Annotated in this window: 24 protein-coding genes and 7 pseudogenes; 30 read left to right on the plus strand and 1 reads right to left on the minus strand. The window is 41.5% G+C overall.

Annotated features, from left to right (window positions below; genetic code table 11):
* Nucleotides 1-360: 360 nt before the first annotated feature.
* Nucleotides 361-720: a winged helix-turn-helix transcriptional regulator gene (locus tag ACFQ0C_RS32015; protein ID WP_379372977.1), complete on the minus strand. Its 360-nt coding sequence runs from the start codon at nucleotides 718-720 to the stop codon at nucleotides 361-363.
* Between the two features lie 134 nt (nucleotides 721-854).
* On the opposite strand from ACFQ0C_RS32015, the gene ACFQ0C_RS32020 reads away from it, so the two are divergent.
* The 30 genes and pseudogenes from ACFQ0C_RS32020 (at nucleotide 855) to ACFQ0C_RS32165 (ending at nucleotide 23,934) form a co-directional block, all read left to right on the plus strand.
* Nucleotides 855-1,487 (plus strand): FMN-dependent NADH-azoreductase, encoded by a 633-nt coding sequence (locus ACFQ0C_RS32020; RefSeq protein ID WP_379372979.1) that lies wholly within the window; start codon nucleotides 855-857, stop codon nucleotides 1,485-1,487.
* A gap of 48 nt (nucleotides 1,488-1,535) precedes the next feature.
* Nucleotides 1,536-2,279 (plus strand): SDR family oxidoreductase, encoded by a 744-nt coding sequence (locus ACFQ0C_RS32025; protein WP_379372981.1) that lies wholly within the window; start codon nucleotides 1,536-1,538, stop codon nucleotides 2,277-2,279.
* 492 nt (nucleotides 2,280-2,771) lie between these two features.
* Nucleotides 2,772-3,851 carry a 3-phosphoserine/phosphohydroxythreonine transaminase gene (serC, locus tag ACFQ0C_RS32030; protein ID WP_379372983.1) on the plus strand — a complete coding sequence of 360 codons (1,080 nt, stop codon included), beginning with the start codon at nucleotides 2,772-2,774 and terminating at the stop codon, nucleotides 3,849-3,851.
* Between the two features lie 154 nt (nucleotides 3,852-4,005).
* Entirely contained in the window at nucleotides 4,006-4,458 is a 453-nt protein-coding gene (locus tag ACFQ0C_RS32035) for a hypothetical protein (protein WP_379372985.1), read from the plus strand.
* Nucleotides 4,459-4,658: 200 nt separating this feature from the next.
* Nucleotides 4,659-5,339 (plus strand): DUF1963 domain-containing protein, encoded by a 681-nt coding sequence (locus ACFQ0C_RS32040; protein ID WP_379372987.1) that lies wholly within the window; start codon nucleotides 4,659-4,661, stop codon nucleotides 5,337-5,339.
* Nucleotides 5,340-5,630: 291 nt separating this feature from the next.
* A pseudogene (locus tag ACFQ0C_RS32045) lies at nucleotides 5,631-5,801 on the plus strand (GNAT family N-acetyltransferase); the annotation flags it as partial.
* A 20-nt stretch (nucleotides 5,802-5,821) separates the two neighbouring features.
* The gene (locus ACFQ0C_RS32050; protein WP_379372989.1) at nucleotides 5,822-6,115 is read left to right on the plus strand and encodes a GNAT family N-acetyltransferase; all 294 of its coding nucleotides are present in this window, start codon (nucleotides 5,822-5,824) and stop codon (nucleotides 6,113-6,115) included.
* A 368-nt stretch (nucleotides 6,116-6,483) separates the two neighbouring features.
* Nucleotides 6,484-7,017 (plus strand): GNAT family N-acetyltransferase, encoded by a 534-nt coding sequence (locus tag ACFQ0C_RS32055; RefSeq protein ID WP_379372991.1) that lies wholly within the window; start codon nucleotides 6,484-6,486, stop codon nucleotides 7,015-7,017.
* Between the two features lie 237 nt (nucleotides 7,018-7,254).
* Entirely contained in the window at nucleotides 7,255-7,746 is a 492-nt protein-coding gene (locus ACFQ0C_RS32060; RefSeq protein ID WP_379372993.1) for a P-loop NTPase family protein, read from the plus strand.
* A 149-nt stretch (nucleotides 7,747-7,895) separates the two neighbouring features.
* Nucleotides 7,896-8,519 carry a hypothetical protein gene (locus ACFQ0C_RS32065; RefSeq protein WP_379372995.1) on the plus strand — a complete coding sequence of 208 codons (624 nt, stop codon included), beginning with the start codon at nucleotides 7,896-7,898 and terminating at the stop codon, nucleotides 8,517-8,519.
* A 435-nt stretch (nucleotides 8,520-8,954) separates the two neighbouring features.
* A complete protein-coding gene (locus ACFQ0C_RS32070) occupies nucleotides 8,955-10,484 on the plus strand; it encodes a TnsD family Tn7-like transposition protein (protein ID WP_379372997.1) in 1,530 nt (509 codons plus the stop codon).
* A complete protein-coding gene (locus ACFQ0C_RS32075) occupies nucleotides 10,420-10,887 on the plus strand; it encodes a TnsD family Tn7-like transposition protein (RefSeq protein ID WP_379372999.1) in 468 nt (155 codons plus the stop codon). The genes ACFQ0C_RS32070 and ACFQ0C_RS32075 overlap by 65 nt, the downstream gene beginning before the upstream one ends.
* Nucleotides 10,888-11,376: 489 nt before the next feature.
* Nucleotides 11,377-11,649: a hypothetical protein gene (locus tag ACFQ0C_RS32080; RefSeq protein WP_379373001.1), complete on the plus strand. Its 273-nt coding sequence runs from the start codon at nucleotides 11,377-11,379 to the stop codon at nucleotides 11,647-11,649.
* Between the two features lie 355 nt (nucleotides 11,650-12,004).
* Nucleotides 12,005-12,124 (plus strand): annotated as a pseudogene (locus ACFQ0C_RS32085) (ABC transporter permease); the annotation flags it as partial.
* A gap of 78 nt (nucleotides 12,125-12,202) precedes the next feature.
* Complete coding sequence (locus tag ACFQ0C_RS32090; protein WP_379373021.1) at nucleotides 12,203-12,823, plus strand: enolase C-terminal domain-like protein; 621 nt, start codon at nucleotides 12,203-12,205, stop codon at nucleotides 12,821-12,823.
* A gap of 89 nt (nucleotides 12,824-12,912) precedes the next feature.
* Nucleotides 12,913-12,999 carry a hypothetical protein gene (locus tag ACFQ0C_RS32095; RefSeq protein ID WP_379373023.1) on the plus strand — a complete coding sequence of 29 codons (87 nt, stop codon included), beginning with the start codon at nucleotides 12,913-12,915 and terminating at the stop codon, nucleotides 12,997-12,999.
* Nucleotides 12,986-13,234: pseudogene (locus ACFQ0C_RS32100) on the plus strand (aldo/keto reductase); the annotation flags it as partial. The gene ACFQ0C_RS32095 and the pseudogene ACFQ0C_RS32100, both read left to right, overlap by 14 nt.
* 73 nt (nucleotides 13,235-13,307) lie before the next feature.
* Nucleotides 13,308-13,530, plus strand: a pseudogene (locus ACFQ0C_RS32105) (MerR family transcriptional regulator); the annotation flags it as partial.
* 396 nt (nucleotides 13,531-13,926) lie between these two features.
* Nucleotides 13,927-14,199, plus strand: a complete 273-nt coding sequence (tnpB, locus tag ACFQ0C_RS32110) for an IS66 family insertion sequence element accessory protein TnpB (RefSeq protein ID WP_379373003.1) — start codon at nucleotides 13,927-13,929, stop codon at nucleotides 14,197-14,199.
* Between the two features lie 410 nt (nucleotides 14,200-14,609).
* Nucleotides 14,610-15,629, plus strand: coding sequence for a YheC/YheD family endospore coat-associated protein (locus ACFQ0C_RS32115; RefSeq protein ID WP_379373005.1), 1,020 nt, complete (start codon nucleotides 14,610-14,612; stop codon nucleotides 15,627-15,629).
* Between the two features lie 142 nt (nucleotides 15,630-15,771).
* Entirely contained in the window at nucleotides 15,772-16,824 is a 1,053-nt protein-coding gene (locus ACFQ0C_RS32120) for a beta-propeller fold lactonase family protein (RefSeq protein WP_379373007.1), read from the plus strand.
* Nucleotides 16,825-17,168: 344 nt separating this feature from the next.
* Complete coding sequence (locus tag ACFQ0C_RS32125) at nucleotides 17,169-17,429, plus strand: hypothetical protein (RefSeq protein ID WP_379373009.1); 261 nt, start codon at nucleotides 17,169-17,171, stop codon at nucleotides 17,427-17,429.
* Nucleotides 17,419-18,285: a YVTN family beta-propeller repeat protein gene (locus ACFQ0C_RS32130; protein ID WP_379373011.1), complete on the plus strand. Its 867-nt coding sequence runs from the start codon at nucleotides 17,419-17,421 to the stop codon at nucleotides 18,283-18,285. Before ACFQ0C_RS32125 ends, ACFQ0C_RS32130 begins: the two co-directional genes overlap by 11 nt.
* A gap of 475 nt (nucleotides 18,286-18,760) precedes the next feature.
* Nucleotides 18,761-19,849, plus strand: a complete 1,089-nt coding sequence (locus ACFQ0C_RS32135; RefSeq protein ID WP_379373013.1) for a tetratricopeptide repeat-containing glycosyltransferase family 2 protein — start codon at nucleotides 18,761-18,763, stop codon at nucleotides 19,847-19,849.
* A gap of 5 nt (nucleotides 19,850-19,854) precedes the next feature.
* Nucleotides 19,855-20,742, plus strand: coding sequence for a glycosyltransferase family 2 protein (locus ACFQ0C_RS32140; protein ID WP_379373015.1), 888 nt, complete (start codon nucleotides 19,855-19,857; stop codon nucleotides 20,740-20,742).
* A gap of 574 nt (nucleotides 20,743-21,316) precedes the next feature.
* Nucleotides 21,317-21,628, plus strand: a complete 312-nt coding sequence (locus ACFQ0C_RS32145; RefSeq protein ID WP_379373017.1) for an ArsR/SmtB family transcription factor — start codon at nucleotides 21,317-21,319, stop codon at nucleotides 21,626-21,628.
* 13 nt (nucleotides 21,629-21,641) lie between these two features.
* Nucleotides 21,642-22,265, plus strand: a pseudogene (locus ACFQ0C_RS32150) (ArsB/NhaD family transporter); the annotation flags it as partial.
* Nucleotides 22,261-22,347 (plus strand): annotated as a pseudogene (locus ACFQ0C_RS32155) (arsenate reductase); the annotation flags it as partial. The pseudogenes ACFQ0C_RS32150 and ACFQ0C_RS32155, both read left to right, overlap by 5 nt.
* Before the next feature lie 334 nt (nucleotides 22,348-22,681).
* Nucleotides 22,682-22,837, plus strand: a complete 156-nt coding sequence (locus ACFQ0C_RS32160) for a hypothetical protein (RefSeq protein ID WP_379373019.1) — start codon at nucleotides 22,682-22,684, stop codon at nucleotides 22,835-22,837.
* Between the two features lie 224 nt (nucleotides 22,838-23,061).
* Nucleotides 23,062-23,934 (plus strand): annotated as a pseudogene (locus tag ACFQ0C_RS32165) (SDR family oxidoreductase).
* Nucleotides 23,935-24,133: the final 199 nt, after the last annotated feature.

Here is a 24,133-nt window from a genome sequence, read left to right on the forward strand (position 1 = left end):
CCACTTAACCAAATGAGTTTGTTTTCCAGGCAATCGTTATCTTCCGGGTGATGAAATCCTGCGAATGAGTGAGTATTCGTGAGAGAAACCCTTAAAACCGAGGGACGGGCAGGTTAACGCAATACATTCCATAAGTTGTGATAAAATATTTCCAATATTAACACAAAACAGAAAAATAATGAGGTGCCTTCTTGTGAAATACTTCGAAGAGGCTAAGCATTTAAGGAAAACATATGTGCCAAAGTAAGGTCAGAAATAACTTTGTGTGATTCGGTCGCTGTGCTAGACATACCTTATATTCACTTTCGTTATATTTTTTGACTCACTACAGAATGAAACGGACTAGCGTAATTTCGAACGCTAGTCCGTTTCTGTTTGTTCATTATTCTCCTTATTAAGCTGCTTTCGCTCCACATGGGCCGCTCCCCATTGATGTAAGGCTTCCAGAATTGGAGACAGACTCATGCCGTATTCCGTGATGGAGTATTCCACTTTCGGCGGGATCTGCGGATAAATGACTCGTTTAACGAGCTCTTCCTCCTCCATTTCGCGCAGATGGAGCGTAAGCATCCTTTGCGTGATATCGGGCAGCAATCTTCTTAGCTCATTGAACCGCAGAGGTTTGCCTTGAAGCAAATGATAAAGGATAATCGGCTTCCACTTGCCGACGATCGAATCCAGCGCCGTAACGAATTGACATTGGACAGGGTTCTTTTGCATACGTTGACCTCCGTTACAGTACCTTTTTTAATACTATACCACATTATTGTGCCTACTTTAAATAAGTAAGTACATATTATATGATCAATCTAGAAAGTGTACTTGATTTGATTACAGAAAGGAAGTTTTGATTTATGGCAACTGTATTGTACATCACCGCACATCCCCTTGATCCTCAGGAATCTTTTAGCCTCGCGGTAGGTAATGAATTTATTGAAGCGTACCGTGAAGCTAATCCAACAGATGAAGTTGTTTATTTGGATCTGTACAAAGAGAATATTCCGCAATTCGATGCAGATGTTTTGCGAGGCTGGGAAAAGCTTCGGTCGGGTTCGTCTTTCGATCAACTGTCCGAAGCCGAGCAATCAAAAGTAGCTCGTCTTGACGCGATTGTCAATCAATACGTGGCTGCCGATAAGTACGTGTATGTTTCCCCCATGTGGAATTTCTCGATCCCGCCGGTTTTGAAAGCATACACGGATGCGACTTCAATTCCGGGCAAGACGTTCAAATATACTAAGAATGGTCCTGAAGGTCTGTTGTCCGGTAAGAAAGCCTTGCACATTCAAGCTAGCGGTTCCGTTTATTCGGAAGGTCCGCTTTCTGAAGTTGAAATGGGATACAGCTATCTGAAAAAGATTTTGCAATTCTATGGGATTCAATCTATGGAGGCCATTTTTGTTGAAGGAACTGCATCATCAGAGCGAGCTCCAGCCATTAAAGAAGAGGCAATTGCTCATGCTAAGGAAGTTGCCACACGTTTCTAATAAGGGGAACTAGACACATTAAATTAAAAAAACAAGGAGGCAACTCTGATGAAACTTTCAGGGAACACGATACTGATCACTGGCGGAGGTTCTGGAATTGGTCTAGCTTTTGCAGAGCGGTTTATCAAAGCTGGCAATACGGTCATTGTCTGCGGACGACGTGAAAGTGTTCTGCAGGACGCTAAGGAGAAGTTCCCAAGTCTCATTACTCGAGTTAGTGATCTTGGGCTTGAATCTGAGCGTACAGCGTTGTTTGACTGGGTGACCACGAATTATCCAGACGTCAACGTATTAGTGAATAATGCGGGGATTGGGGACCAGTTTCATGTGTTGAAAGAAAAAGAGAATTGGAGCTATTACAACAGTGAAATTGCGATCAACTTTGAAGCACCTGTTCATCTTTCTCTGCTGTTCGCACCATTTTTTTCAACAAAGCAAGATACGGCTATTTTGAATGTTACGTCTGGGTTGGCCTTCACCCCCCTAGCAATTAGCCCAATTTATTCAGCAACAAAGGCGGCACTACATTCCTTTACAATGAGTCTAAGACACCAACTTTCCGATGCATCTGTAGAAATCATTGAAGTGGCTCCGCCGGCAGTCCAAACTGCCTTCACCCGTAATAATGGAGAACCTTTAGATGCATTCGCGGATGGGATTTTCCAGGGACTTGAAGAAGGTAAACAGGAGATTGGCTATGGCTCGTCCATGAATCGCCTGCGCATGTCACGTGACGAAATCGACATATACGTAGAAAAAATGTATCAAGCGATGAAAGGTGTCGTTGGATAATATGGGACGTTAATAGCTAACGTGTTGGGTAATAACTCTGCCAAGGCCGTAGATGCCTTCGAAGCAAACATTAAAGGGATACTATTTAACTGACTCATTGAGCTAACGGATACGTTTGTTCAATAAGAAACCAGGACGAGGCTGCCGGCTGATCGGCAGCTTCATTACGTTGACGGGCAGTAGAACTTGGTAACAACAAATAACAAATTAGGAGAAAAACATACATTGACAAAATACCTGTAGTAGGTTTAACTGAATATAAATCAATACTTAAATTATGCCTATGATGAGAATCCAACTCGGAGGCGTTTCCGTCAAGAGCATCATGTAAATGATGATCCTAAGTTAGCCGGCCCCGACCGTTTTCACGGAACCAAGAGGATTGAACAGTTATGTTCGATCAAGTTGGGTGGCACCGCGAGCAAACGCTCCTCGTCCCAATAAGACGAGGGGCGTTTTTGCGTTTTCAAAAATTGAAGGAGGTTCGAAAAAATGTATCGTATTAACAACTTCAATCCGGGTCCGGCTGCTCTTCCTCTTGAAGTCCTGTATCAAGCACAGGACAAATTTATTGAATATAGGAACGGGATGTCAATTATGGAGATGTCTCATCGTAGTAAGGATGTTGAGCAACTATTCGAGGAGACACAGCAGATCATGCTTGAACTCTTGGGCTTGAATCCTAAATATCAAGTCTTATTTATGAGTGGTGGCGCAAGCATGCAGTTTGCTATGGTGCCGATGAATTTGATGTCACCAAAAAGGAATGGAAGCTATATTCTTTCAGGTAGTTTTTCGGAAAAGGCATATAAAGAAGCCCAAACGATTGGCAATGCAAAAATTGTAGCGAGTAGTCAATCACAAAATTGGAGCAGTCTTCCGGCTGTGTGCGATTTAAGCGTAGATCCAGAAGCTGCCTATATCCACATCACAACTAATAATACGATTGAGGGATCACAATTTCGTGATTTTCCCTTGACTACAGTTCCCCTTATTGGGGACATGACAAGTGATTTACTTAGTCGGAAACTTGAGTTTAACAAGTTCACAATGTTTTACGCCTCAGCTCAAAAAAATCTTGGACCCGCAGGCGCAACCGTTGTGGTCATGCATGAAGAAATGCTGAAAGAATGTGTTAACACCATTCCAGCAATTCTGAATTACAAAACGTACGCTCAAAACAATTCACTTTACAATACACCCCCAGTTCATTCGATTTATATGATGAAACTTGTGCTTGAATGGGCAAACCAACAGGGAGGTATCGCAGAAATAGAGAAAATAAATATTCAAAAAGCAAACCTTCTTTATGATGTGATTGATAGCAGTGGTGGCTTCTACAAAGGAATTATTGAAAAACCGTTTCGTTCAATGATGAACATCACATGGCGAATGATCGATGAAAAATTGGAGAAACTTTTTGTTCAGGAGTCCGAGTTTCATGGTTTTGATGGTTTGGCTGGCCATAGAAGTGTTGGGGGGCTACGTGCATCTGCTTATAATGCTGTTCCCTATCAAGCTTGTAAAGATCTCGCTGAGTTCATGATAGATTTTCAAAAGCGTAAAGGGTGAAGTGCAGTACTCTGCTGACCGAGAAGGATAGTAAAAAAACAGGCTGCGAGTAAACTTGGCAGCCTGTTGAAGTAACGGGCAGCGCAACATTTTATTATCATTTTCGTCTAATCTATAAGTATACTTTTTAGAAAATACTGGGTAGGTGTCATAAATGGTTGGAAAGATAATTGGTGGCTGGATGATTATTACGTGTAGCTATTTCCTTACTCTGTATGCAATGTTTACGTTGTATTATATCCTCTTTAAACAACCTGCTGACCATAATTGGGACTTATCTGGCGCTTTTATTGGGATGCCCTTGTTGATTCTTCCGTATCTCTTAGCTGGCATATATACGAAAAAAGCTTTTGTCAATAAACGCTCTGGTGCACTTTGGGTAAGTATAGTTCCTGTCATTTGTGAACGATGGTTGATATATCTAATTGGCTATTTATTAGTGCATGGTGGCGGTGACGGATCGACGAATGGAACAACTATGATGTTCATACGTGGCGAGGCAGCGCCTTACTACACGTATACCTATATTATCTGTGGTGTGATAAGCGTTTTGATGTGCTTTATTGTTGCTTCTTATAAACCTAAGGTTAATCAGTTGCTACGCTAACGGGACACGATAGCGTTCAATAAACACCACGACGCGGCTGCCGGCATATATCGGCAGCCGCGTTGTGCTAACGGGCAGTTTAGCGGAATTGTCTATCCGCCTAAAAGGTAAATAATGTATTCAGCGAATACATTTATAAAGCAAATTTTGTAAAGTTCAAATATCTACAGTTTCATAATATCGACGAGGTGGAAAACAAATTGGGCGTTTTTGATGATCTCAGTACTATAGGAAGAATTACTTATATCGCAAACATTGGTGGGTTTCGTCCTTTATCTACAGATAACAATTGGATCGGTGGTAACTTCTTAAGAAGCAAAAATGAAGATTGGCCTGAGGAGAATGGAACACTGCTAATACCGATATTACAGTTGTATGTGCCAGATATTGAAGTCGGAAAGGAAAAATTCGGTGACAACGAACTTGTGCAAATCTTCATTAATGAAAAGAGACTATCAAGAGATATACTTAGGAATGGTGATGGCTGGAAAATTATTTTTCATAAGAGTTTGGACGAACTTTCAATAGTTGAAGCCCCAAATTCAGCAAAAGTATTAAAACCTTTCCCAATTAGATGGACGGCTAATGAACAGCCTGATTATCCAAGTTGGGAAGAATCGTGGGAATATATGGATATGACTGAAATCAATGAATCTGAAGAGTTAAGCGATAGATTCTTTGATGAGTTTTTTCCGTATAGCAAAACTAAAATCGGAGGCTTCGCATCATATATTCAATCTCCAATATCTCAGAAATATGATTTTATACTTCAAATATCATCTGAAGAGAAGCCTGGATTGATGATCGGAGACAATGGGAACATATATATTTATAAATCTAAAGATAATAATGATTGGTATTTGTACTGGGATTGTTATTGATCGAATTGTTGTAGCTTTTTGCCTGTACATTTACTTCAAAAGAGTCGATTGAGCTAACGGGTTACGATATCACAAAATACGCAATAGGTAGCGATTGTGAAGTAAAGACGTAAGTAATATAGTTATAAATTTGAATTTATTGGGTTTTTACTCGCATTGATAACTCCCAATTTAAGGAGGAAATATAAAGTGAGTAGATTTAATAATAAGCAAGGAATTTTTGAAAGGTTATTGATATAATAGAAAGGTGGGAGATTTTTGATAGAAACAAAACGTCTTATAATTAGAGAAATGGTGCAGTCCGATTATGATGCATTGTGCGGAATATTGTGTGATGAGGAAGTAATGCGTGCTGCTTATGAAAGTGCATTCAACTTAGAAGAAGCACAAAATTGGCTTAACAGACATCTTAAAAGATATGAAGAGTATGGTTTTGGACTTTGGGCTGTTGTATTAAAAGAAACAAACGAAATGATTGGTCAATGTGGCTTGACAATGCAAGGCTGGAGAGAAAAAGAAATTTTGGAAATAGGATTTTTTTTTTTCAAAAAGCGTATTGGCACAAAGGTTACGCAACAGAAGCGGCAATTGCTTGCAAGGAATACGCTTTCTCAGTTCTTAATGCAAATAGGGTTTATTCTATTATTAGGGACACAAATATAGCCTCTCAAAAAGTTGCTGTTCGAAACGGTATGAATATTATTGATAAAGATACTAAGAATTTTAGGAATATAGATATGGAATTTTTTCTGTATTCTGTAGAGCGAACAAAATGAGCATAATACAAAGTAAAAAACAATTGATAATGTAATATGCCTTTAAATGCTATTATGAAAGTCAAATTGATAAATTCCAAGTTGTAGAGATAATTTTGATTCTCAATCGTTTTCAATTGCGAATATAAAAGGAGGGAAAATTACATCCCTCCTTTAAGCATATCCATATACCAATATTATTATCTAACGGAGCTTAATTGATATAAAGAGTATCAGCACTTAAACTATAAAGTTTTGGTATAAGATTTAGTATATATACTAAATCTTAAGCCCTTTATTCTAAAGGGCTCAAGCTTATTCAGTATATATATTACTTATAATAACGCTGAATCCTGCCTTGTTTTATTAAATGAGAGGAATGATGCTTAATGATTAAACTAAGGAGATTTCAGGAAGATGACTTCGATAGATTAATTAATTGGGCAAAGACCCCAGAATTTTTGCTTCAATGGGCAGGTCCTATGTTTTATTATCCATTAGACCGTAAACAACTTGAAAAGTATTATCACTCATCGATCGTGGAAAAACCACTAAGAAAAATATATACTGCTATTAATACTGAATTAAACGAAGAAGTAGGACATATCGAATTAAATAATGTTGACTTAAGGAATAATTCAGCGACAATTAGTCGTGTTTTGGTAGACGAACGATTTCGAGGTAAGGGTTACGGCTCTCAGATGGTCAGTGAACTATTAGAAGTTGGATTTGTAGAAATGGGGCTGCACCGTATCGACTTATTTGTATTTGATTTCAATAAGTCAGCAATTGCATGTTATGAAAATGCTGGGTTTGTAAAAGAAGGATATATACGTCAATGCAGAAGAATGGGAAATGAATATTGGAGTTTATATCAAATGAGTGTGTTGGCAGATGAGAGGAAAGGAAAAGCTAAAAAGTAAATTGACGTAGTATCCTTTGAAAAAGGGCTAGAAACAATCAAAAGGTGAATAAAAGAGAACCTTTATGAACTAACGGAGAACGATAGCTCCATGAACACTAGTCGAGGCTGCCGGTAAGATCGGCAGCCTTTATGACAGTTATCTATAGAGTTAATTCCATAGAAAGGAATACCTCCGTCTATGACGAAGATAAGAAAGATGTACGTCAAATATCGCTGATGTGGGGGTCAAATAAATATGAAAAAAGTCCTCATTATTGGAATTGTAGCTAGTGGCAAGACGTCCTTGGCAAAACGCTTATCTGAAAAAATTAATGTTCCTTGGTATGAACTCGATTCCATCGTTCATCATCAAACATCAACGGGGCGATATAAACGCACATCAGATGAGCAAGTTGATGTAATTATGGAAATTGATAAAAAAGGAACTTGGATATTTGAAGGAACAGATAGAGAATCATACCAATGTTTGTATGAGATGGCAGATACGATTATATTTATTGATACCCCTTTGTGGAAAAGAAAAATAAGAATACTAACCCGGTACTTTAAGCAAAAACTTGGTATTGAAAAATGTAATTATAAATCGAATATTATGATGTTAAAGATGATGTATAAATGGACACGTAATTTTGAACAAAATAGATGCAGTTTTGAGGCCAAGTTAAAACTATATAATGAGAAGCTTATTATATTAAGTAACAATAGCAATCAAAATTTTCTTAGTTAACGAATAGCTCTTGCCACTAAGTACATGACTTGCATATTTCGCTAACGGAAAACGATACTTCAAAAAAACATCTCGCGGCTGTCGTGAGATTGATCTAGAAGCCTCGTTAAACTCGTGGGTAGGGTACGGAAAAGATGAAGAGGTGAAATATGATTCGGGGAGTAATTATCGAAGGGTTATCTACCGCAGGAAAAACATCAGTATTTTCTGCTATAAAGAAAGTACATAGTCAAACACACCATGGTGAAAAAACGATTATTGCGATAAGTGAACATTATACACAAGTTTTGCATTCATACCAAGGTGTCTTGAGATCGATGGACAAGGATGAACATATTCAGCTTTTAAATCGTCATGTTGGTTATCTTGAACAACAATACAATTGGATTGATTCACTTGGTCATACGAAACCATCAAACGGTGTATTTTATCTATTAGAGAGGTTCCATCTAAATCATCGAGCGGCATTTATTAATTTTGCAGAAATTGAGATGCTGGAAAAACGTCTATCAAGACTGAATGCACATTGTGTACTCTTAACCTTGTCCCAAGATGCTGTTGAGCCCAGATTTATTGAAAGTCGTAGCCAAGCTTGGAAATCATATGTGATGGAAAACCACTCCACGGTAACGGAGGCATGTCAGAAGTTCTTAGAGGATCAGGAGAAACTTCGCATTTGTGCGAAACAATCGCTAATTCCCACTTTAGAGATAAACACAGACGAAGAAGATTGGGATTCCTATGCAAAACAAATACTCATGGAATTAAACTAAACAGGACACGTTAGTTCAATGTTTTTAAACAACTTTATTTCTAACCCGGCCTACATATGAGGCCGGGTTTACTGCATTTTCTGCGTCCAATTTAAACAACTTTATTATCAAAGAACAATAATATCGATAAAGATTACGTGAGACGGCAAACATCCGGTAGCGTCAACGCGTGAGAGTCCTGGTGCTAGAGATCGGCAACAACCATAGTGATCGTTCGATCAGCTCTTCGTAATCGGACGCAAAATTTTGGTTACTCACCCACACACCTAGAGGGGCTGCGGACAGCGCGGCGATCTATAGCGTGATCGAGACAGGATCGGCGACCAACCATATTGCTTACACGAAACCAATACTTCACTGCTGGCGGCTCAATAAGTATAATTTTGTTATATTATGGATATTATAACCTCAAAAATGAAAATGGGGCATAAAGCTATGAATAAGCTCAATTATTCAATTACTATGTATCCGGATGAAGACCATCGAAGCATTTTGTATCGATTGCATAGAATGAGTAATCGTAACCAGAGAGTAACAAAAACCAATAAAATGCTAATAGGTAAGCACGTAAGTGTTCTTACTTTACTTCCCGTAAATATGGCAGTAATAATCAATAAATTAATGTCGAATACACCTCCAGATTACTTTGATTTTCTCAGTAAACATACTTACCTACCTTTAGTAATTCCATTTCTTAAACATGATCAATCGTCAGCATTAATGGATTTTATCTCAGGAATATCAACAAAAGGTATAATTGCTTCAAAGTATACATCTTTCATATCTAAAGAAATTCGTTATTGTACGGAATGTCTCAAAAGTGACTATGAGTCTGGTGAATGCTTTGTCCATAGAATACATCAAATAAACAAACTGGAATACTGTCATAAACATAAAACAAGACTAATTACTAAATGTCCTATCTGCGAAGCCCCTTTAGTAACAGGTCAAAGGCTTTTGTATAATCCTTCCTGCATAAATTGTGGTATGAATCTTTTCTCTCCAGAAGTAAATATACCCATAGAAGTACTTAATTTTTTGAACAGTATCCAATATCTTCTCAGTAATGGATTATCACTCAAAAGGGAAGACATTCTTTATAGATACGATTGTTATGAATATATGAATTTAAACAATAACGTTCAACAAAGAGGATTATTTATTGAAAAATTAATATCAAGGATGTCAACAATAGGAGTAAGCATTAATAACGATAGCCACTTTGTTTCAAGATATCTAAATCTGATATATAGTGGAGACCTCTTAGTACATTTGGGGTTTATGGCTGAATTCGCTGGGGGAGCACAAAATTTTTTCGAGAGACAGCCTCCGTTATTATTCGAGCCGATTCCATTTGGCAATGGCCCTTGGAAGTGTCGTAATGAATATTGTAAAGCATATAAAGACGGTGTAGAAATATTAACTAAAATTAAGCGTAGATATTCAAGGCAAAATAAAAGAATGGAGGCTGTTTTTGCATGTCCGGAATGTGATTTTGTTTACAGTTTATCGGTGGATAACGATACTTATAAAGTACTTAACTACGGATCAGTGTGGAAGCAGGGGTATCTTAATGATCCTGAGAAATTTCAAAGTATTGGTAAAGTAAATTACTATAAAAGAACAATTCGAAAAAAGGGAGAAATAAGGATTGAAAAGCAACTCCATAGTATTTATTGGTTTGATATGATGATAAAAACATATTATTCCAATCTAAACTATAACGAAACATCTAGGATTATGAATACAAATGCAGATACTGTAAAGAAGTATGTCTCTCTATATGAAAAGCATCAATCACTTGAGATATTTTACACGATCAGAACCTGTGAGGGTTTTGAAGAGTATTCGCTTAATCAAGTAAAGAAAAGTATTTTGGAAGTACTACAGACAAACGAAAATGTATCGCGGACTGAACTTAAAAAAAATTGGATCACACAAAATGAAGCTATTATTGGAATCTGACCCAACCTGGCTTGATTCGTACTTGCAGCGCAAAGAAAGAATAAATATTAATTGGGAAGAACGTGATGCTGAATTACTTGAAAAGCTTATTAATGTCGTAAAAGACCTTTATTTAGATCCACCGGATAATAAGATTGCAAAGGAAACGATACTAAAAAAGTTAAGCGATTCTGATCAAATATTAATCAGAATACATAAAGATAAATTACCTAGCAGTATTCAATATCTAAAGGATAATGTGGAGATCACGGAGAACTTCCTGATTAGAAAAATTAATGATACGATAAATTATTATAAAAGGCAGGGACGTAAAAATGTTACGGCTAAACTCATTATGAGTCACACTAGATATCAAGGGTGCTCAGAAGTTGTGAAGAAAGAGATATTAAAATCAACAACATAAAATACATAGTAATGAATAAGTTCATGTTTCGTTGTTAAGTTGCAACGAAAATAGTGTAATTTATGAATAATGAATAGTGATAGAGAGTTGCCTTCGAATCAAGATCAGACGATTGAAGGAGTATTCCTATCTTTCCCCAGTTTTAAACGAACGAGGAGGCAAACGTCTAGTGGATTTACGTGGCACCAAACATGGGCATCTTGCAATTAGTAATGAAAACGATTACAGCCAGTCTACCCACAGACGGCCGTGAATTTTGTGCGGTTATGACGAAAAGAAATATTCCAAATCTGAAGGAAATGACTCTTTTACTTTGAGTCGTTTTTTGATGTTCTCTCATTGTGGTACAATGGCTCCGTTCTCGTTATCTTAATGGTTGAAGAGAGCCTTGCAGTTCTCATTTACTATACGAGGATACTAAATATTGTATATAATAATAGAAAAGGTGGGATATTTGGGAGGAGCATTACAACGCAATGTTTTGGTGGGATGCTTATAAAGCTAGAGAACTCGTGGGATGCGATGGAATTTGAGGGACAGCGTTGGGTTCGCCTCGCCAGCCTGTATCCAGAAACCATTGACTATGTCGATTTTTATTGTAATGGTCAACTGATATACACCAATTACGTGGAACCGTTCACACTCAACTTCGACTCTAACTGGAGACAATTAGCTTGGAAAGTGCGTCCCGGCGACCGGGAGTGGAAGGCAGTCGTACATTTGAAGAACGGTGAGGTTTTGGAACGTAGGGCGAGTTTGTAAATACAAATGTAAAAAATACAAATCGAAGGCGGCCCCCGGTTAGGTGGATGATCCATCAAATCCGGGGGATTTTTTTGCTTGTGTAGATAAGCAAGATATGTCTGATGAGCCAGCCATGCCGGTAAAATCATGTTCCAAAGGTCAGGGAAGGTCAATCTATCACACTTGACGGAGTTTGCAGCGGGAGGGCTGTTTGGTTATAGGATTATTCGGCGCTGGACACTCATTATTTGATCTTGGCACAGTGGAACCTGGTTAAACAAACGATTATCAAATATTGGCTATTGAGCGCCGTAATGCATGATCCTAGAATTGTAAGCACTTTAAAAAGGAGGTCGCTGAGGATAAGATGATACCTACGGAGACGATCCGCATGGCGGCGGTCGTTGTGGCAATGCTGCCGATTCTGGTCGTCTACCCGTTCCTGCAAAAATATTTTGCCAAAGGCGTTATGCTCGGCTCTATTAAAGGTTAAATGGAAAAATCGAGAGGCGGTATCCCTTTGAAAATTATGAATGTTACGTGTATTTGAGCTAACGGCGTATTTGTCAAAATCGAAACCGATGAAGGCATCACCGGCTATGGAGAAGGCACGAACTTCACCCCGCTGGTGGTAATCGGCATGATCGAGGAGTTAAAGCCGTACATTATTGGGGAGGACCCGGAACGCATCGAGTATTTATGGCAGGTCTGCTTCCGCCGTCTGTTTGCCCGGGGAGGACCGGTGACCGGCTCGGCCATAGCCGCTATCGATATGGCTTTGTGGGATATTAAAGGGAAAGCGCATAACGTGCCGGTTTATCAGCTGCTGGGCGGAATGGCGTGGGAGAAGGTTCGTTTATACGGCCATATTACCGGTCATTCGACCGAGGAGATCGCCGCAAACGCCAAAAAGCTGGCGGCCAAAGGGGTTACGGCCATCCGGTACCGGGGCTTCCACGATACTGACGACATTGACCTGCACGACCACAAGCGAGCCGTCCAGCAGCAAATCGAATACACGGAGGGCATTCGTACAGCGGTCGGCGACGACGTGGACCTGATCATCGAATGTCACGGCCGATACGATCCGGACTATGCGGTCATGCTTGCCGAAGGGGTCGCCAAATTCAAGCCGCTCTATATCGAAGATCCGATTCGACACGAAAATCCGCAGGCGCTGGCTAGGTACTGACAGCATACGAATATTCCGCTTGCCACGGGCGAGCGGGGGCATAATAATACGATTTCCGCGAATTGGTTGTAGACGGGCTTGTCGATTACTTGCGGCCGGACGTTTGCTGGTGTGGAGGTATTACGGAAATCAAAAAAAACGCCGCTTTTGCCGAAGTGTACGACTGCAAGTACTGATCGATTGATTGTGGAGCGAGTTGCGGTAATCGCAGAAAAACGTGGCGTTCCCCGCGCTCAAATCGCACTTGCCTGGTTATTGCAGAAAGAACCAGTAACAGCTCCCAGTATCGGTGCTGCGAAGATGTCTCATCTCGAAGATCCGGTAGCTGCTCTTTCGATTGCATTAACACCTGAAGAAATTGAAAGGCTGGAAGAGCCATATGTTCCCCATCCGGTAATTGGTGCAGTTTGATATATGAAACGACAAGAACGCCCTAACCATTTTCATGGGCGTTCTTGATCTCAAATTGGGAGGTGAAATATGCATGTTAATAGCAGAAGTAAGTGGAAAATTCGATTTGTCACAGGATACACTTCGCTATTATGAACGAATCGGACTTATTCCACGTGTGAACCGCAATAAAAGCGGAATCAGGGATTAGGGATTATACGGAAGAAGACTGCAGGTGGGTTGAATTTATCAAATGTATGCGAGGCGTAGGTCTTCCAGTTGAAATTTTGATTGAGTATGTTGGGTTGTTTCAACAGGTCTGTCTGTAGAGCAATATTGGCGTCAGGTGACAGGAACTTTATCTCATTTCCGTATGTTCAATGTAAGCGTCAAATACTCCCCACATTTTCACACCAGGCAGACATGGTCAGATCGCTGGATTTAAAGTCTGTGATTCTAGTCGTCCATTCTTGTAAGCGTTAGGCATAACCAGACGATTCATCAATTAAAATATTGGCTCCGTAATTTGAATCATTTCTCTTCCTCTACACCCTCGTCTACTACTTGGCTTCCTCTTGCCATCGCTAGCCCCCATCCGAGGCTTCCACGCCATCATCTTCCCTCATGGTTCGTGTTGGACACATCGGAGTCGAAGTTAAGGCAGGCTTTAATCCCGAATTGCTTCGTGAAATCGTTCGAGCACTAGAGCCGTCATGCTGACGTTGGCCAACATCGACCGCGTGTATCTGGCATGCGGCAGCACGGATCTGCGAAAATCCATTGATGGCTTAGCCGCACTTGTGCAAGCCGGATTTGAACTCGATCCCTTCTCCAGCAGTCTTTTCGTCTTCTGTAATCGCCAGCGGGATAAGTTGAGACATGAGAAACAACCTTCCTTGGTCTTTTTGCTGTGGCGGCTTACAATGGATAGGGTGTTTTTTGCGGCAATGACCCGATTTGTACCAGAGCCTATCCTAATGATCTGACATTCGCCCTTACCATCGTAACCGCACGTCATACATTGGTTATGCGTGGAATTATTAGAATGAAAAGAGGGGGAATGGAGTTGTTTATTCAATGGATTCCTGAACTGAAACCTGATCAAATCCGCCTATCGAAGTGGTTTTTCGACGATCTCCGGACAATGCCGTCATCTTTACGGCTTCATATTGGAGCCTGGAAAAAAGAAGTTAAGGTGCAAATCAACGATCTTCTGCCGCAATTTGTCATCGGGTTACCTGAAGCTTTTAAACATAATTTTACTATGCCTATCACATTGCCTTACGAAATCTATTTGGACGGAACAAACCTGCATATCGGCCCTGTAATCGCTCTATTATTTTGCAAAGGGAACAAGCTAACAGCCGAAATTCTGGAAAAATACAGGGGATATCTAATGAATTATGAAAAGATTAAGGGGCTTATTTATGTTTGTTCTTTGAATGGCATAAACCCTGAGAATCAAACTATTAAGGGTTATTACTTTAATCCAAATGCAGAAGGGAAAGAACAGTGGGAAAAAGGAATCTTTCCTTATCCCGGCGCAGTTTATAGAAGAATAAAAGTAAGCAAAAACTTACTCTATGATCATCTGATCACACATATCGAACGGAAGATTTTTAATCCCTATTGCTTTGATAAATGGGATTTATGGAAGTTATTGTCATCCAATCCTCTGTTAAAGGAACATTTACCTCATACTAAACAATTAAATCATCTACAAGATTTAAACGAGATGTTGAGACTATATGGATCAGTCTATTTGAAGCCCGCCAACAGTTCCATGGGCAAAGGAATCAGAATGGCCAAAAAGGTAAGAAATGGCTACTTGTTTACCAATCGTTATAAGGTAAAGAGCATAATTAAAAATGCAAGCCAAGTTTCTACCTTCCTTCATCGTTTGAAAAAGGGAAAACGGTATTTGATTCAACAACCTGTAACCATGACATATCATAAACGGAATGTGGACTTTAGGGTCATCTTGCAAAAAGACGGCAGCCTGAATTGGACCTGTTCGGGAATCATCGCACGTTTCGGAAGAAGCGGAAGATTCTATACGAACGATGTAAAGTCTATTGGTTTATCCAAGAATGTTCTGCACGACATCTTTCATCTCGATGAGGAAGCGGTATCTAACAAAGAAAAGGAAGTAATTTCGATTTGTTCGAAAGCTTGCCAGACGATCGAAAAAATTTATGGGCCTTCCGGCGATGTTGGAGTCGATGTGGTGATAGATCCCGATCTCAAAGTATGGATCCTTGAAATCAATAGTCTTCATCAACATAAAATGGCAGCCTATTTAAAGGAAGATCCGCATTTGTATACCCGGGTTATGACTAGACCATTAGAATTTGCAAAAGCTCTAGCTGGATTTTCGGAGGAAATAATAGGGAAGAATGCAAAAATGGAGAGGTAGCATTTCGATTTGCACTGCAGGATACTCACCAGGCGGGAGGTTTTCCTGAAGGAAATATTTAGACCGTGGGATTTTGCCCATGCCATTCCGCTGATGTAAGAATAACATTAGACTGTAGTGTAGAAAAAGGAGGAATTTTATAATGGGAATACGACCACCGAAACCAACACCAACACCAACACCAACACCAACACCAACACCAACACCAACACCAACACCAACACCAACACCAACACCAACACCAACACCGACACCGACACCAACACCAACACCGACACCGACACCGACACCGACACCAACACCAACACCAAGTGGCCGCATTTATGTATCAAATACCTTTGGCAACAACGTGTCGGTAATTGACGGGACCAGCAACAGTGTCGTAGCGACCGTCACCGTCGGTGCTACTCCAACAGGAGTCGGGGTGAACACAACGACCAACCGCATCTATGTGGTAAATAACATTAGCAACAACGTGTCGGTGATTGATGGGAGCAGTAATAGTGTGGTAGCGACCGTTACGGTCGGTGCTCAACCAGCGGGTGTGGCGGTGAATACAGCGACCAACCGTATTTACGTGGCCAATGGCGGCTTCTCCGGTACCACCGTATCAGTCATAGACGGGAGCAGCAACAGTGTCGTAGCGACCGTCACCGTCGGTTCTGGTCCAGATGGTGTGGCAGTGAACACAACGACCAACCGCATCTACGTAGCAAATTTAGGTTCCAACAACGTGTCGGTGATTGATGGGACCAGTAACAGTGTCGTAGCGACTGTCACCGTCGGTTCTGGTCCAGATGAAGTAGCGGTGAACAGAACGACCAACCGCATCTATGTGGCAAATAGCACCGGCAACGTGTCAGTGATTGACGGTACCAGCAACAGTGTCATAGCGACCGTCACCGTAGGTACTAGTCCAGAAGGTGTGGCGGTTAACACGACGACCAACCGCATTTATGTTGCAAATGAAACTAGCAACAACGTGTCGGTGATTGACGGGACCAGTAACAATGTTATAGCCACCATCATAGTCGGCACTACTCCAATTGGCGTGGCGGTGAATACGACGACCAACCGCATTTATGTGGCGAATTTTGGTACCAACAACGCATCGGTGATTGACGGGACCAGTAACAGTATCGTAGCGACTGTGACCGTCGGTACTAATCCAGAGTTCGTGGCGGTGAAACCTTAACTATAATTTCAATCAACGACTGCTTTCGTTTGATCAAATTTTGGCAGTATTGACGGGACGAACAATACCAGCACAAAATGGCAGCCTATTTAAAGGAAGATCCGCATCTGCATAGCCGGGTTATAACTAGACCATTAGAATTTGCAAAAGCTCTGGCTGGATTTTCGGAGGAAACGATTAGGAAAAATACAAATATGGAGATTTAGCACTTCGATTTGCACAGCAGGTACTCACCCGGCCTTTTGAATATATAAAATCAATGGGAGGCTTTTCAGAAAGAAATAATAAGACCATGAAATTTTGCCCACACCCTTCCGTTGATGTAAGAATAGCATTAGACTGTAGTGCAGAAAAAGGAGGAATTTTATAATGGGAATACGACCACCGAAACCGACACCAACGCCGACACCAACGCCATTCCCGACACCGAAACCGACACCAACGCCATTCCCGACACCGAAACCGACACCAACGCCATTCCCGACACCGAAACCGACACCAACACCGACACCAACACCGACACCGACACCAACACCGAAACCGACACCAACACCAACACCAACACCAACACCGACACCAGGTGGCCGCATTTTTGTGGCCAATGAAGGTACCGGCAACGTATCGGTAATTGATGGTACCAGTAATAGTGTGATCGCAACGGTCACCGCCGGGACTAACCCATTTGGCGTGGCGGTAAACGCAACGACCACCCGTATCTATGTAACAAATTTTGGAAGCAATAACGTATCGGTGATTAACGGAACCAGTAATAGTGTGGTAGCGACCGTAACGGTCGGTTCTCAACCAGCGGGTGTGGCGGTGAATGCAACAACCAACCGTATTTATGTGGTGAATAGTTTGGGCAATAACGTGTCGGTGATTGACGGGATCAGTAACAATGTCATCGCAACTGTCCCCGTCGGTACAGCTCCGGATGGCTTGGATGTGAACACGACGACCAATCGCATTTATGTTGCGAATTTTAATAGTAACAACATATCGGTGATTGATGGAGTCAGCAACAGTGTCATAGCGACCGTAACGGTCGGCGCGGGTCCGGATGAAGTCGGGGTGAACGCGACGACCAACCGCATCTATGTGTCAAATGGGAACAGCAACAACGTATCGGTGATTGACGGGACCACTAACCTTGTCATAGCTACGATCAACGTTGGTACTAGTCCAGAGGGCGTGGCGGTGAATCCGACTACTAACCGCATCTATGTGGCGAATGCAGGCAGCAACAATTTGTCGGTGATTGACGGGACCGGTAACAATGTCATAGCGACCGTCCCTATAGGTAATACTCCAGCCGGAGCGGCGGTCAACGTAAGAACCAACCGCATTTATGCAGCAAATATGCTAGGCAGTAACATATCGGTAATTGACGGAACTAATAACAGTGTGATAGCAACCATCACCGTCGGTATTGGGCCGCAAGGCGTGGCGGTGAACCCTTAACTTCTTTGGATGCAGCGAAACGAATCAATTAGTCAATGGGACGAATATCAACAGCAATGTCTCCCATGCCGGTCAGTAACCTTTCCAATGTCGTTGCCATTGCGGCAGGAGTTTTTTTAAGACAGGACCGCAGAGCTTAGCAAAATAGGAGTCACCTCTCGAAACGGAAAATAAAGTACGTTAGGCCATCGATGTATCCAGTTAGGTCATATAACCGGTGAATGAGCCGTCAGGCTTATAGACCTATCCAGACGATTTTGAGACTACGGTTTGACGCCAATCACAAGTACACTTCAACCTGACACATTGAAACAGTCGGTGCCTGCAAACGGAGGACTGGCAAGGCTTGCCGATTCGTTAGCGTACGATTATTCCGTTTCGTGAGTATCGAATTTAATTTATGCACTCCTAGAATATTAATCGGATTAACTTTTCGAAAGTCTATTCTAAGGGAGCACTTATAGAGGTGTTCAGAATGATAACCATCAGTCTTTGTATGATTGTGAGAAATGAACAAGATACCTTGGAACGTTGTTTAGAATCTATTCGTAGTGTTGTGGATGAGATTGTGATAGTCGATACGGGTTCAACAGATCAAACGAAAGAAATCGCGGGCAAGTATACTGGGCCTGTCTTCGACTTTAAATGGATCGATGATTTCGCTGCGGCGCGCAACTTCTCCTTCGCCCAAGCGACGATGGACTACATCCTTTGGCTCGATGCGGATGATGTGCTCCTCGCCGATGCCCATCAGAAACTGCACCGATTGAAGCAAACGCTCGATCCCGAAGTGGATGTTGTCTCCATGGACTATCACTGCGCATTCGATCAACAAGGAGAACCGAATCTGATAGTCCGACGAAACCGCCTCGTCAAACGATCGAAAAATTATCAATGGCAGGGTGCCGTTCACGAAGATTTGGTCATAAACCGAGATTGCCTATTGGACAGCGATATCGCCATCACTCACAAACAGGTTCACGGTCCTTCCGACCGAAATTTGAAAATATACGAAAGACTGCTGCTTGCAGGCAGACCGTTGAGCCCTAGGGATATCTTCCATTATGCGAGGGAACTGCATCATCATCAGATGCACGAAAAAGCTATAGAATTTTACTTACAATGTATGGAATTTTCTGAACTTTCCGCAGAAGACAAAATTTTCGTTTGTGGCAAGTTGACTGACTGCTATTACTTCCTTGGGGAAAAGGAAAAAGAATGGGCCTCTATTTGGAGATCTTTTGAATATGACGTTCCACGTCCCGAGTTCTGCTGCCGTCTAGGATATCATTTCCTGCAAGGTCAAAAGATCGAGCAGGCCATATTCTGGTATAAACTCGCCGCGGACGCTCCAACTCCCCAAAATCGCTGGGCTATCCTGAATCATGCAAGCCGAACCTGGTTGCCTCACATGCAACTTGCCCATTGTTATTATGAATTAGGGAAGTACGAGTTGTCCTATGAGCATAACCTTATTGCCTTGAGCCATCAACCTGACAACGAACAAATACAAAACAATATCAAGCTCCTTGAAAATATATTGCAACCGCTAAATGCAAGGTGAGAATGATGAATGTTAATAAAGACCTACCATTAGTATCCATTATTATTCCGGCGAAAAACGAAGGAACCTATGTGGAATCGACCGTCGCATCGGTGGTGGCGTCTAAATCCGGTTACCCATTCGAAATCGTTATTGTCGATGATGAATCGATAGACAGATGCTGTGATTTCATTACTTCTCATAAAGAAGTCTCTCGGATCAAACTGATCCGGACCCAAGGAATCGGGGCCGCTAAAGCCAGAAACCTCGGGGCCGGGATATCCAAGGGAAGGTATATGATATTTTGTGATGCTCACTTGAGCTTTGAAGACCTTTGGATTGACCGTTTACTGGAACCGATTGAAGCCGGGCTGACTGACGGAATATGCCCTGCAATTGCACAAATGGATTTGCCGCATATCGCCGGGTATGGCCAGACGCTGGATCAACGCCTGCAAGTACAATGGAATGGATGGCAGGCAACTCCCTTTCCATGCGCAATTTTGCCTGGCGGTTGTTTTGCAATATCCAGAGAAGTGTTTTTCGACATTGGCGGTTTTGATGAAGGCTTCAAAACATGGGGTTATGAAGATGTGGAGATTTCACTGAAAATGTGGTTGTTCGGTTATAAATGCTACACTTTGCCTGAAGTAAAGATTCTCCATTTGTTTCGAAAATCTCACCCTTATCACATCAGTTGGGAACCCATATATTACAACTTCATGCGAATGGCATACAGCCATTTTTCTGAAGAGCGAATCCAAAGATGCAAAAAGTTAATAACCTACGCCAATGCGGATCATATCGAATCTCTGGTCGTTGAAGACGGAGTTTTGGAACAAAGGCACAAGTATTTTTCACGCAGAAAATATATCGATGATTGGTTTATGGAGAGATTCGAAATCCCGTTCTAGAATTCGAACAAAACTGAATGTACACAACATTGAAACATCCTTCCTTGGTCATTTTGCTGTGTTAGCTTAATTTTACCAAAGGACAATTACGAAGAAAAGGGACATTCTCTCAATTGGAGACTGTCCCTTTTGCTTGTACTCCCAAAATGGTTCCGGTGCTTGAGTATGCTCTGAAGCCAAATTCAAGAGTGGATCCTAAGCAGAACGTTTTCAACATCCTGACCAGAGAAAATAAAGATCTTAATGGAATTTGCAGTTGTAATTATAGGCCTTTTCTAATAGATTCGTGAACTACCAGCGCTTTATAAGAATGGGACAAGGCTCAGCAGAGACCATGCTGACCCACTAACTTTTTCCTGCTTACAAACTTTTAATAATATAATCAATTGATTATATAAGTATATTAATATATGTTTATTTTATAATTCTTAAATATGAGGTGAATAGGTTACACCAAATCAGGGCGAGGGGAAAATTGAAGAATTTCGAGCTGTAAGAGATTTGATCAAAGAAAAAGTGTTTCAGCTGTTAAAAGAGCACAAGGTCGTATAGGAATAGAGAGAGGAGGAGCGATATGGAGCAAATTAATGAAATGGCAGGAAACTTAAAGCTGCTCAGTGACAAAACCCGACTCACGATGATGGCGTTATTGAAAGACCGAGCCCTCTGTGTTTGCGACATTGTAGGTCTGTTGGAAACGTCGCAGCCTAACGCGAGCCAGCATCTGCGTAAATTAAAATCAGCTGCTCTTGTGAACGAAACGCGTAAAGGCCAATGGATTTATTATTCCTTAAATATTGAAGATAAGCCTTACATTGGGGCGATTTTGGGCTATATTCCGTCATTAAAAGAAAAAAACGATCAACTAAAAAATGATTGCGAATAGTGTTGAGGATCCAATGGCTATCACAGCGCTGTTTATATTTTTAATAACCTTAACATTTGTCATTTGGCAGCCAAAGGGATTAAATATTGGTTGGTCGGCAAGTGTCGGGGCCATTCTCACATTAATTTTCGGTGTGGTTAGTTTTGCGGATGTAGGTACAGTAACCGGCATTGTGTGGAATGCAACATTAGCGTTTGTAGCTATTATTTTAATTTCATTGGTGCTTGATGAAATCGGATTTTTTGAGTGGACAGCATTACATATGGCCCGACTAGCGCGCGGAAACGGTATACTGATGTTTGTGTTCATCATCCTGCTTGGATCGGCGGTCTCAGCGCTGATTGCTAACGATGGTGCTGCCTTGATCATCACACCCATCGTACACGCCATGGTTTGGGCGCTTAAATTTGATGATAAGATGATTCTGCCATTTATTATGGCAAGTGGGTTCATTGCCGATACAGCATCCTTACCGCTTGTCGTAAGCAACTTGCTAAATATTGTATCTGCTGATTATTTCAACATCGGTTTTGTGGAATACGCGAGCCGTATGATTGTTCCAAATATCTTTTCTATCATTTCGAGCCTCACAGTCTTGTATCTGTATTTTCGCAAAAGCATCCCGAAAAACTACAACGGGGCTAGAAGCGCATGGACTGAATCCTCGGGCGGTTCAAGTGATGAATGAAGCTGGTGTAGATATTAGCCAAAATACGAATTTGAAACCGTTATTCGTTCAATCAACCTATTGAATGAGGCCATGGCGAAATCGAGTTTATGCTGCACTACCCCTTTGGGGTAATCGTTTTTTCTCTAATACTTGCAGAATGCAAACAATAATGATGGGGTGGTTGAATGACAGTTATTTTGGATGCAATTGTAATCGGGGGAAACTAAAATGGTTACAACGGTCGTGATGTGCTTGAAGCAAATAAGCACGCGTTTTTCAATCGCTGTTCATATCCTTTCCCTGATTGCAGTCAGTTCGAACGAATGTGCTGGGACTTCATTGCAGGTAGCGTAAATACTAAACCTGTGGTGATCCGAAGAATTATGGGAATGTTAAAAATGGTAGGGTTAGTGGAAGTAGGTCTTGGGGTAGAAGATGCTTCTCTACTCAAAGCACCTAAGGAATTACGCTTCTTGATGTGGGCTGCAAATTTGATTGAAGAATCTCAATTATTCCGTTTTCAACGAAGATCAGAATGAGCGATGCCCAGCCGGGCGGAACATTGAGTTGGTTCTCCAATCCGAGTTTAATGAGGCTCAATCCGTTATGGAACACAGGTTGGCACAAACGACTTTGGGCCAGCTCACAGCAAGGTTCAAAAAATAAGAGCTCCTTTAAGAGAGCTTTTATTGTATAAACTTGTTGTAACTAATAAAGTTATAACAATAATAATTACAACAAAACATATTTGGAGGAATAGAAGATGAAAATGTTAGTCACAGGAGCGACAGGGAAATTGGGAACGAAAGTTGTAGAGACGCTATTGAAAACTGTACCAGCGAGTCATCTGGCTGTCAGTGTCCGCAATCCAGAGAAAGCGGAAGGATTTCGAGCTCGTGGAGTAGAAGTTCGCCAAGGAGATTTTGACCGTCCAGAAACATTGGATTCTGCTTTTGCAGGTGTCGATCGCTTATTAATTATTTCTGCGGATGGAGACAACGAAACAAGAATTCGGCAGCACACAAATGCTGTAGCTGCTATAGAGCGTGCTGGAGTTAAATTTATTGCATATACCAGCCTAGCCAATGCAAGTGAAAGCACGATTTTCCTTGCTCCAGTACACCGTGCCACGGAAGAAGCCATCGTTAGAACGGGCATTCCTTACTCCTTCTTACGCAATAACTGGTACTTGGAGAATGAAATTTCAAGCATACAAGGCGTGATGGCAGGAGCTCCTTGGGTGACCTCTGCTGGATCTGGAAAGGTGGGTTGGGCACTACAACAAGATTATGCGGAGGCGGCTGCAACAGTATTGGAAGGGGAACGGACACGAGAATACGATTTATGAACTTTCGGGAAACTGATGACTCAAGAAGAACTGGCGTCTGCTCTTGGCACGTTATTAGGCAAGGAAGTACCTGTGCAACAGGTCGATAACGCCACTTATGCCGACATTATGAAAGGCGCAGGTGTACCCGACTTCGTCATCTCTATTCTCGTAGGTATCCAGCAAGGCATTCGGGAAGGCACACTGTTGATCGAAAGCAACGATTTTGAAAAGCTGCTCGGTCGTCCAGTTACGCCCATCAGGGAGGCACTGTCTCAAATCGTTAATGAAATCTCTCAAACAAAATAATTAAACTCAAATTGAAAACCGACCTTTCGTAATGAAATTTAGGTTACACAAGATGAGGTTAATAACCTGACTAAACGAAAAAGGCCCTCAATCCCTGAACTGTGACCCAATTTATGGACACGTAATAAAAAGCTACTAGGCTGAAAGAAGATGACTTCTGTATTCATCAGGGGTCATCTTTTTTAATCCCCACTGGTAG

Source organism: Paenibacillus sp. GCM10027630 (assembly GCF_042676305.1).
GTDB lineage: Bacteria > Bacillota > Bacilli > Paenibacillales > NBRC-103111 > Paenibacillus_S.

Excerpts from the sequence above, each read along its gene's own strand:
- ACFQ0C_RS32015 (WP_379372977.1), bottom strand. The coding sequence starts at position 720 with ATGCAAAAGAACCCTGTCCAATGTCAATTCGTTACGGCGCTGGATTCG.
- ACFQ0C_RS32020 (WP_379372979.1), top strand. The coding sequence starts at position 855 with ATGGCAACTGTATTGTACATCACCGCACATCCCCTTGATCCTCAGGAA.
- ACFQ0C_RS32025 (WP_379372981.1), top strand. The coding sequence starts at position 1,536 with ATGAAACTTTCAGGGAACACGATACTGATCACTGGCGGAGGTTCTGGA.
- serC (WP_379372983.1), top strand. The coding sequence starts at position 2,772 with ATGTATCGTATTAACAACTTCAATCCGGGTCCGGCTGCTCTTCCTCTT.
- ACFQ0C_RS32035 (WP_379372985.1), top strand. The coding sequence starts at position 4,006 with ATGGTTGGAAAGATAATTGGTGGCTGGATGATTATTACGTGTAGCTAT.
- ACFQ0C_RS32050 (WP_379372989.1), top strand. The coding sequence starts at position 5,822 with ATGTGGCTTGACAATGCAAGGCTGGAGAGAAAAAGAAATTTTGGAAAT.
- ACFQ0C_RS32055 (WP_379372991.1), top strand. The coding sequence starts at position 6,484 with ATGATTAAACTAAGGAGATTTCAGGAAGATGACTTCGATAGATTAATT.
- ACFQ0C_RS32060 (WP_379372993.1), top strand. The coding sequence starts at position 7,255 with ATGAAAAAAGTCCTCATTATTGGAATTGTAGCTAGTGGCAAGACGTCC.
- ACFQ0C_RS32065 (WP_379372995.1), top strand. The coding sequence starts at position 7,896 with ATGATTCGGGGAGTAATTATCGAAGGGTTATCTACCGCAGGAAAAACA.
- ACFQ0C_RS32070 (WP_379372997.1), top strand. The coding sequence starts at position 8,955 with ATGAATAAGCTCAATTATTCAATTACTATGTATCCGGATGAAGACCAT.
- ACFQ0C_RS32075 (WP_379372999.1), top strand. The coding sequence starts at position 10,420 with ATGTATCGCGGACTGAACTTAAAAAAAATTGGATCACACAAAATGAAG.
- ACFQ0C_RS32080 (WP_379373001.1), top strand. The coding sequence starts at position 11,377 with ATGCTTATAAAGCTAGAGAACTCGTGGGATGCGATGGAATTTGAGGGA.
- tnpB (WP_379373003.1), top strand. The coding sequence starts at position 13,927 with ATGCTGACGTTGGCCAACATCGACCGCGTGTATCTGGCATGCGGCAGC.
- ACFQ0C_RS32115 (WP_379373005.1), top strand. The coding sequence starts at position 14,610 with ATGAATTATGAAAAGATTAAGGGGCTTATTTATGTTTGTTCTTTGAAT.
- ACFQ0C_RS32120 (WP_379373007.1), top strand. The coding sequence starts at position 15,772 with ATGGGAATACGACCACCGAAACCAACACCAACACCAACACCAACACCA.
- ACFQ0C_RS32135 (WP_379373013.1), top strand. The coding sequence starts at position 18,761 with ATGATAACCATCAGTCTTTGTATGATTGTGAGAAATGAACAAGATACC.
- ACFQ0C_RS32140 (WP_379373015.1), top strand. The coding sequence starts at position 19,855 with ATGAATGTTAATAAAGACCTACCATTAGTATCCATTATTATTCCGGCG.
- ACFQ0C_RS32145 (WP_379373017.1), top strand. The coding sequence starts at position 21,317 with ATGGAGCAAATTAATGAAATGGCAGGAAACTTAAAGCTGCTCAGTGAC.
- ACFQ0C_RS32160 (WP_379373019.1), top strand. The coding sequence starts at position 22,682 with ATGGGAATGTTAAAAATGGTAGGGTTAGTGGAAGTAGGTCTTGGGGTA.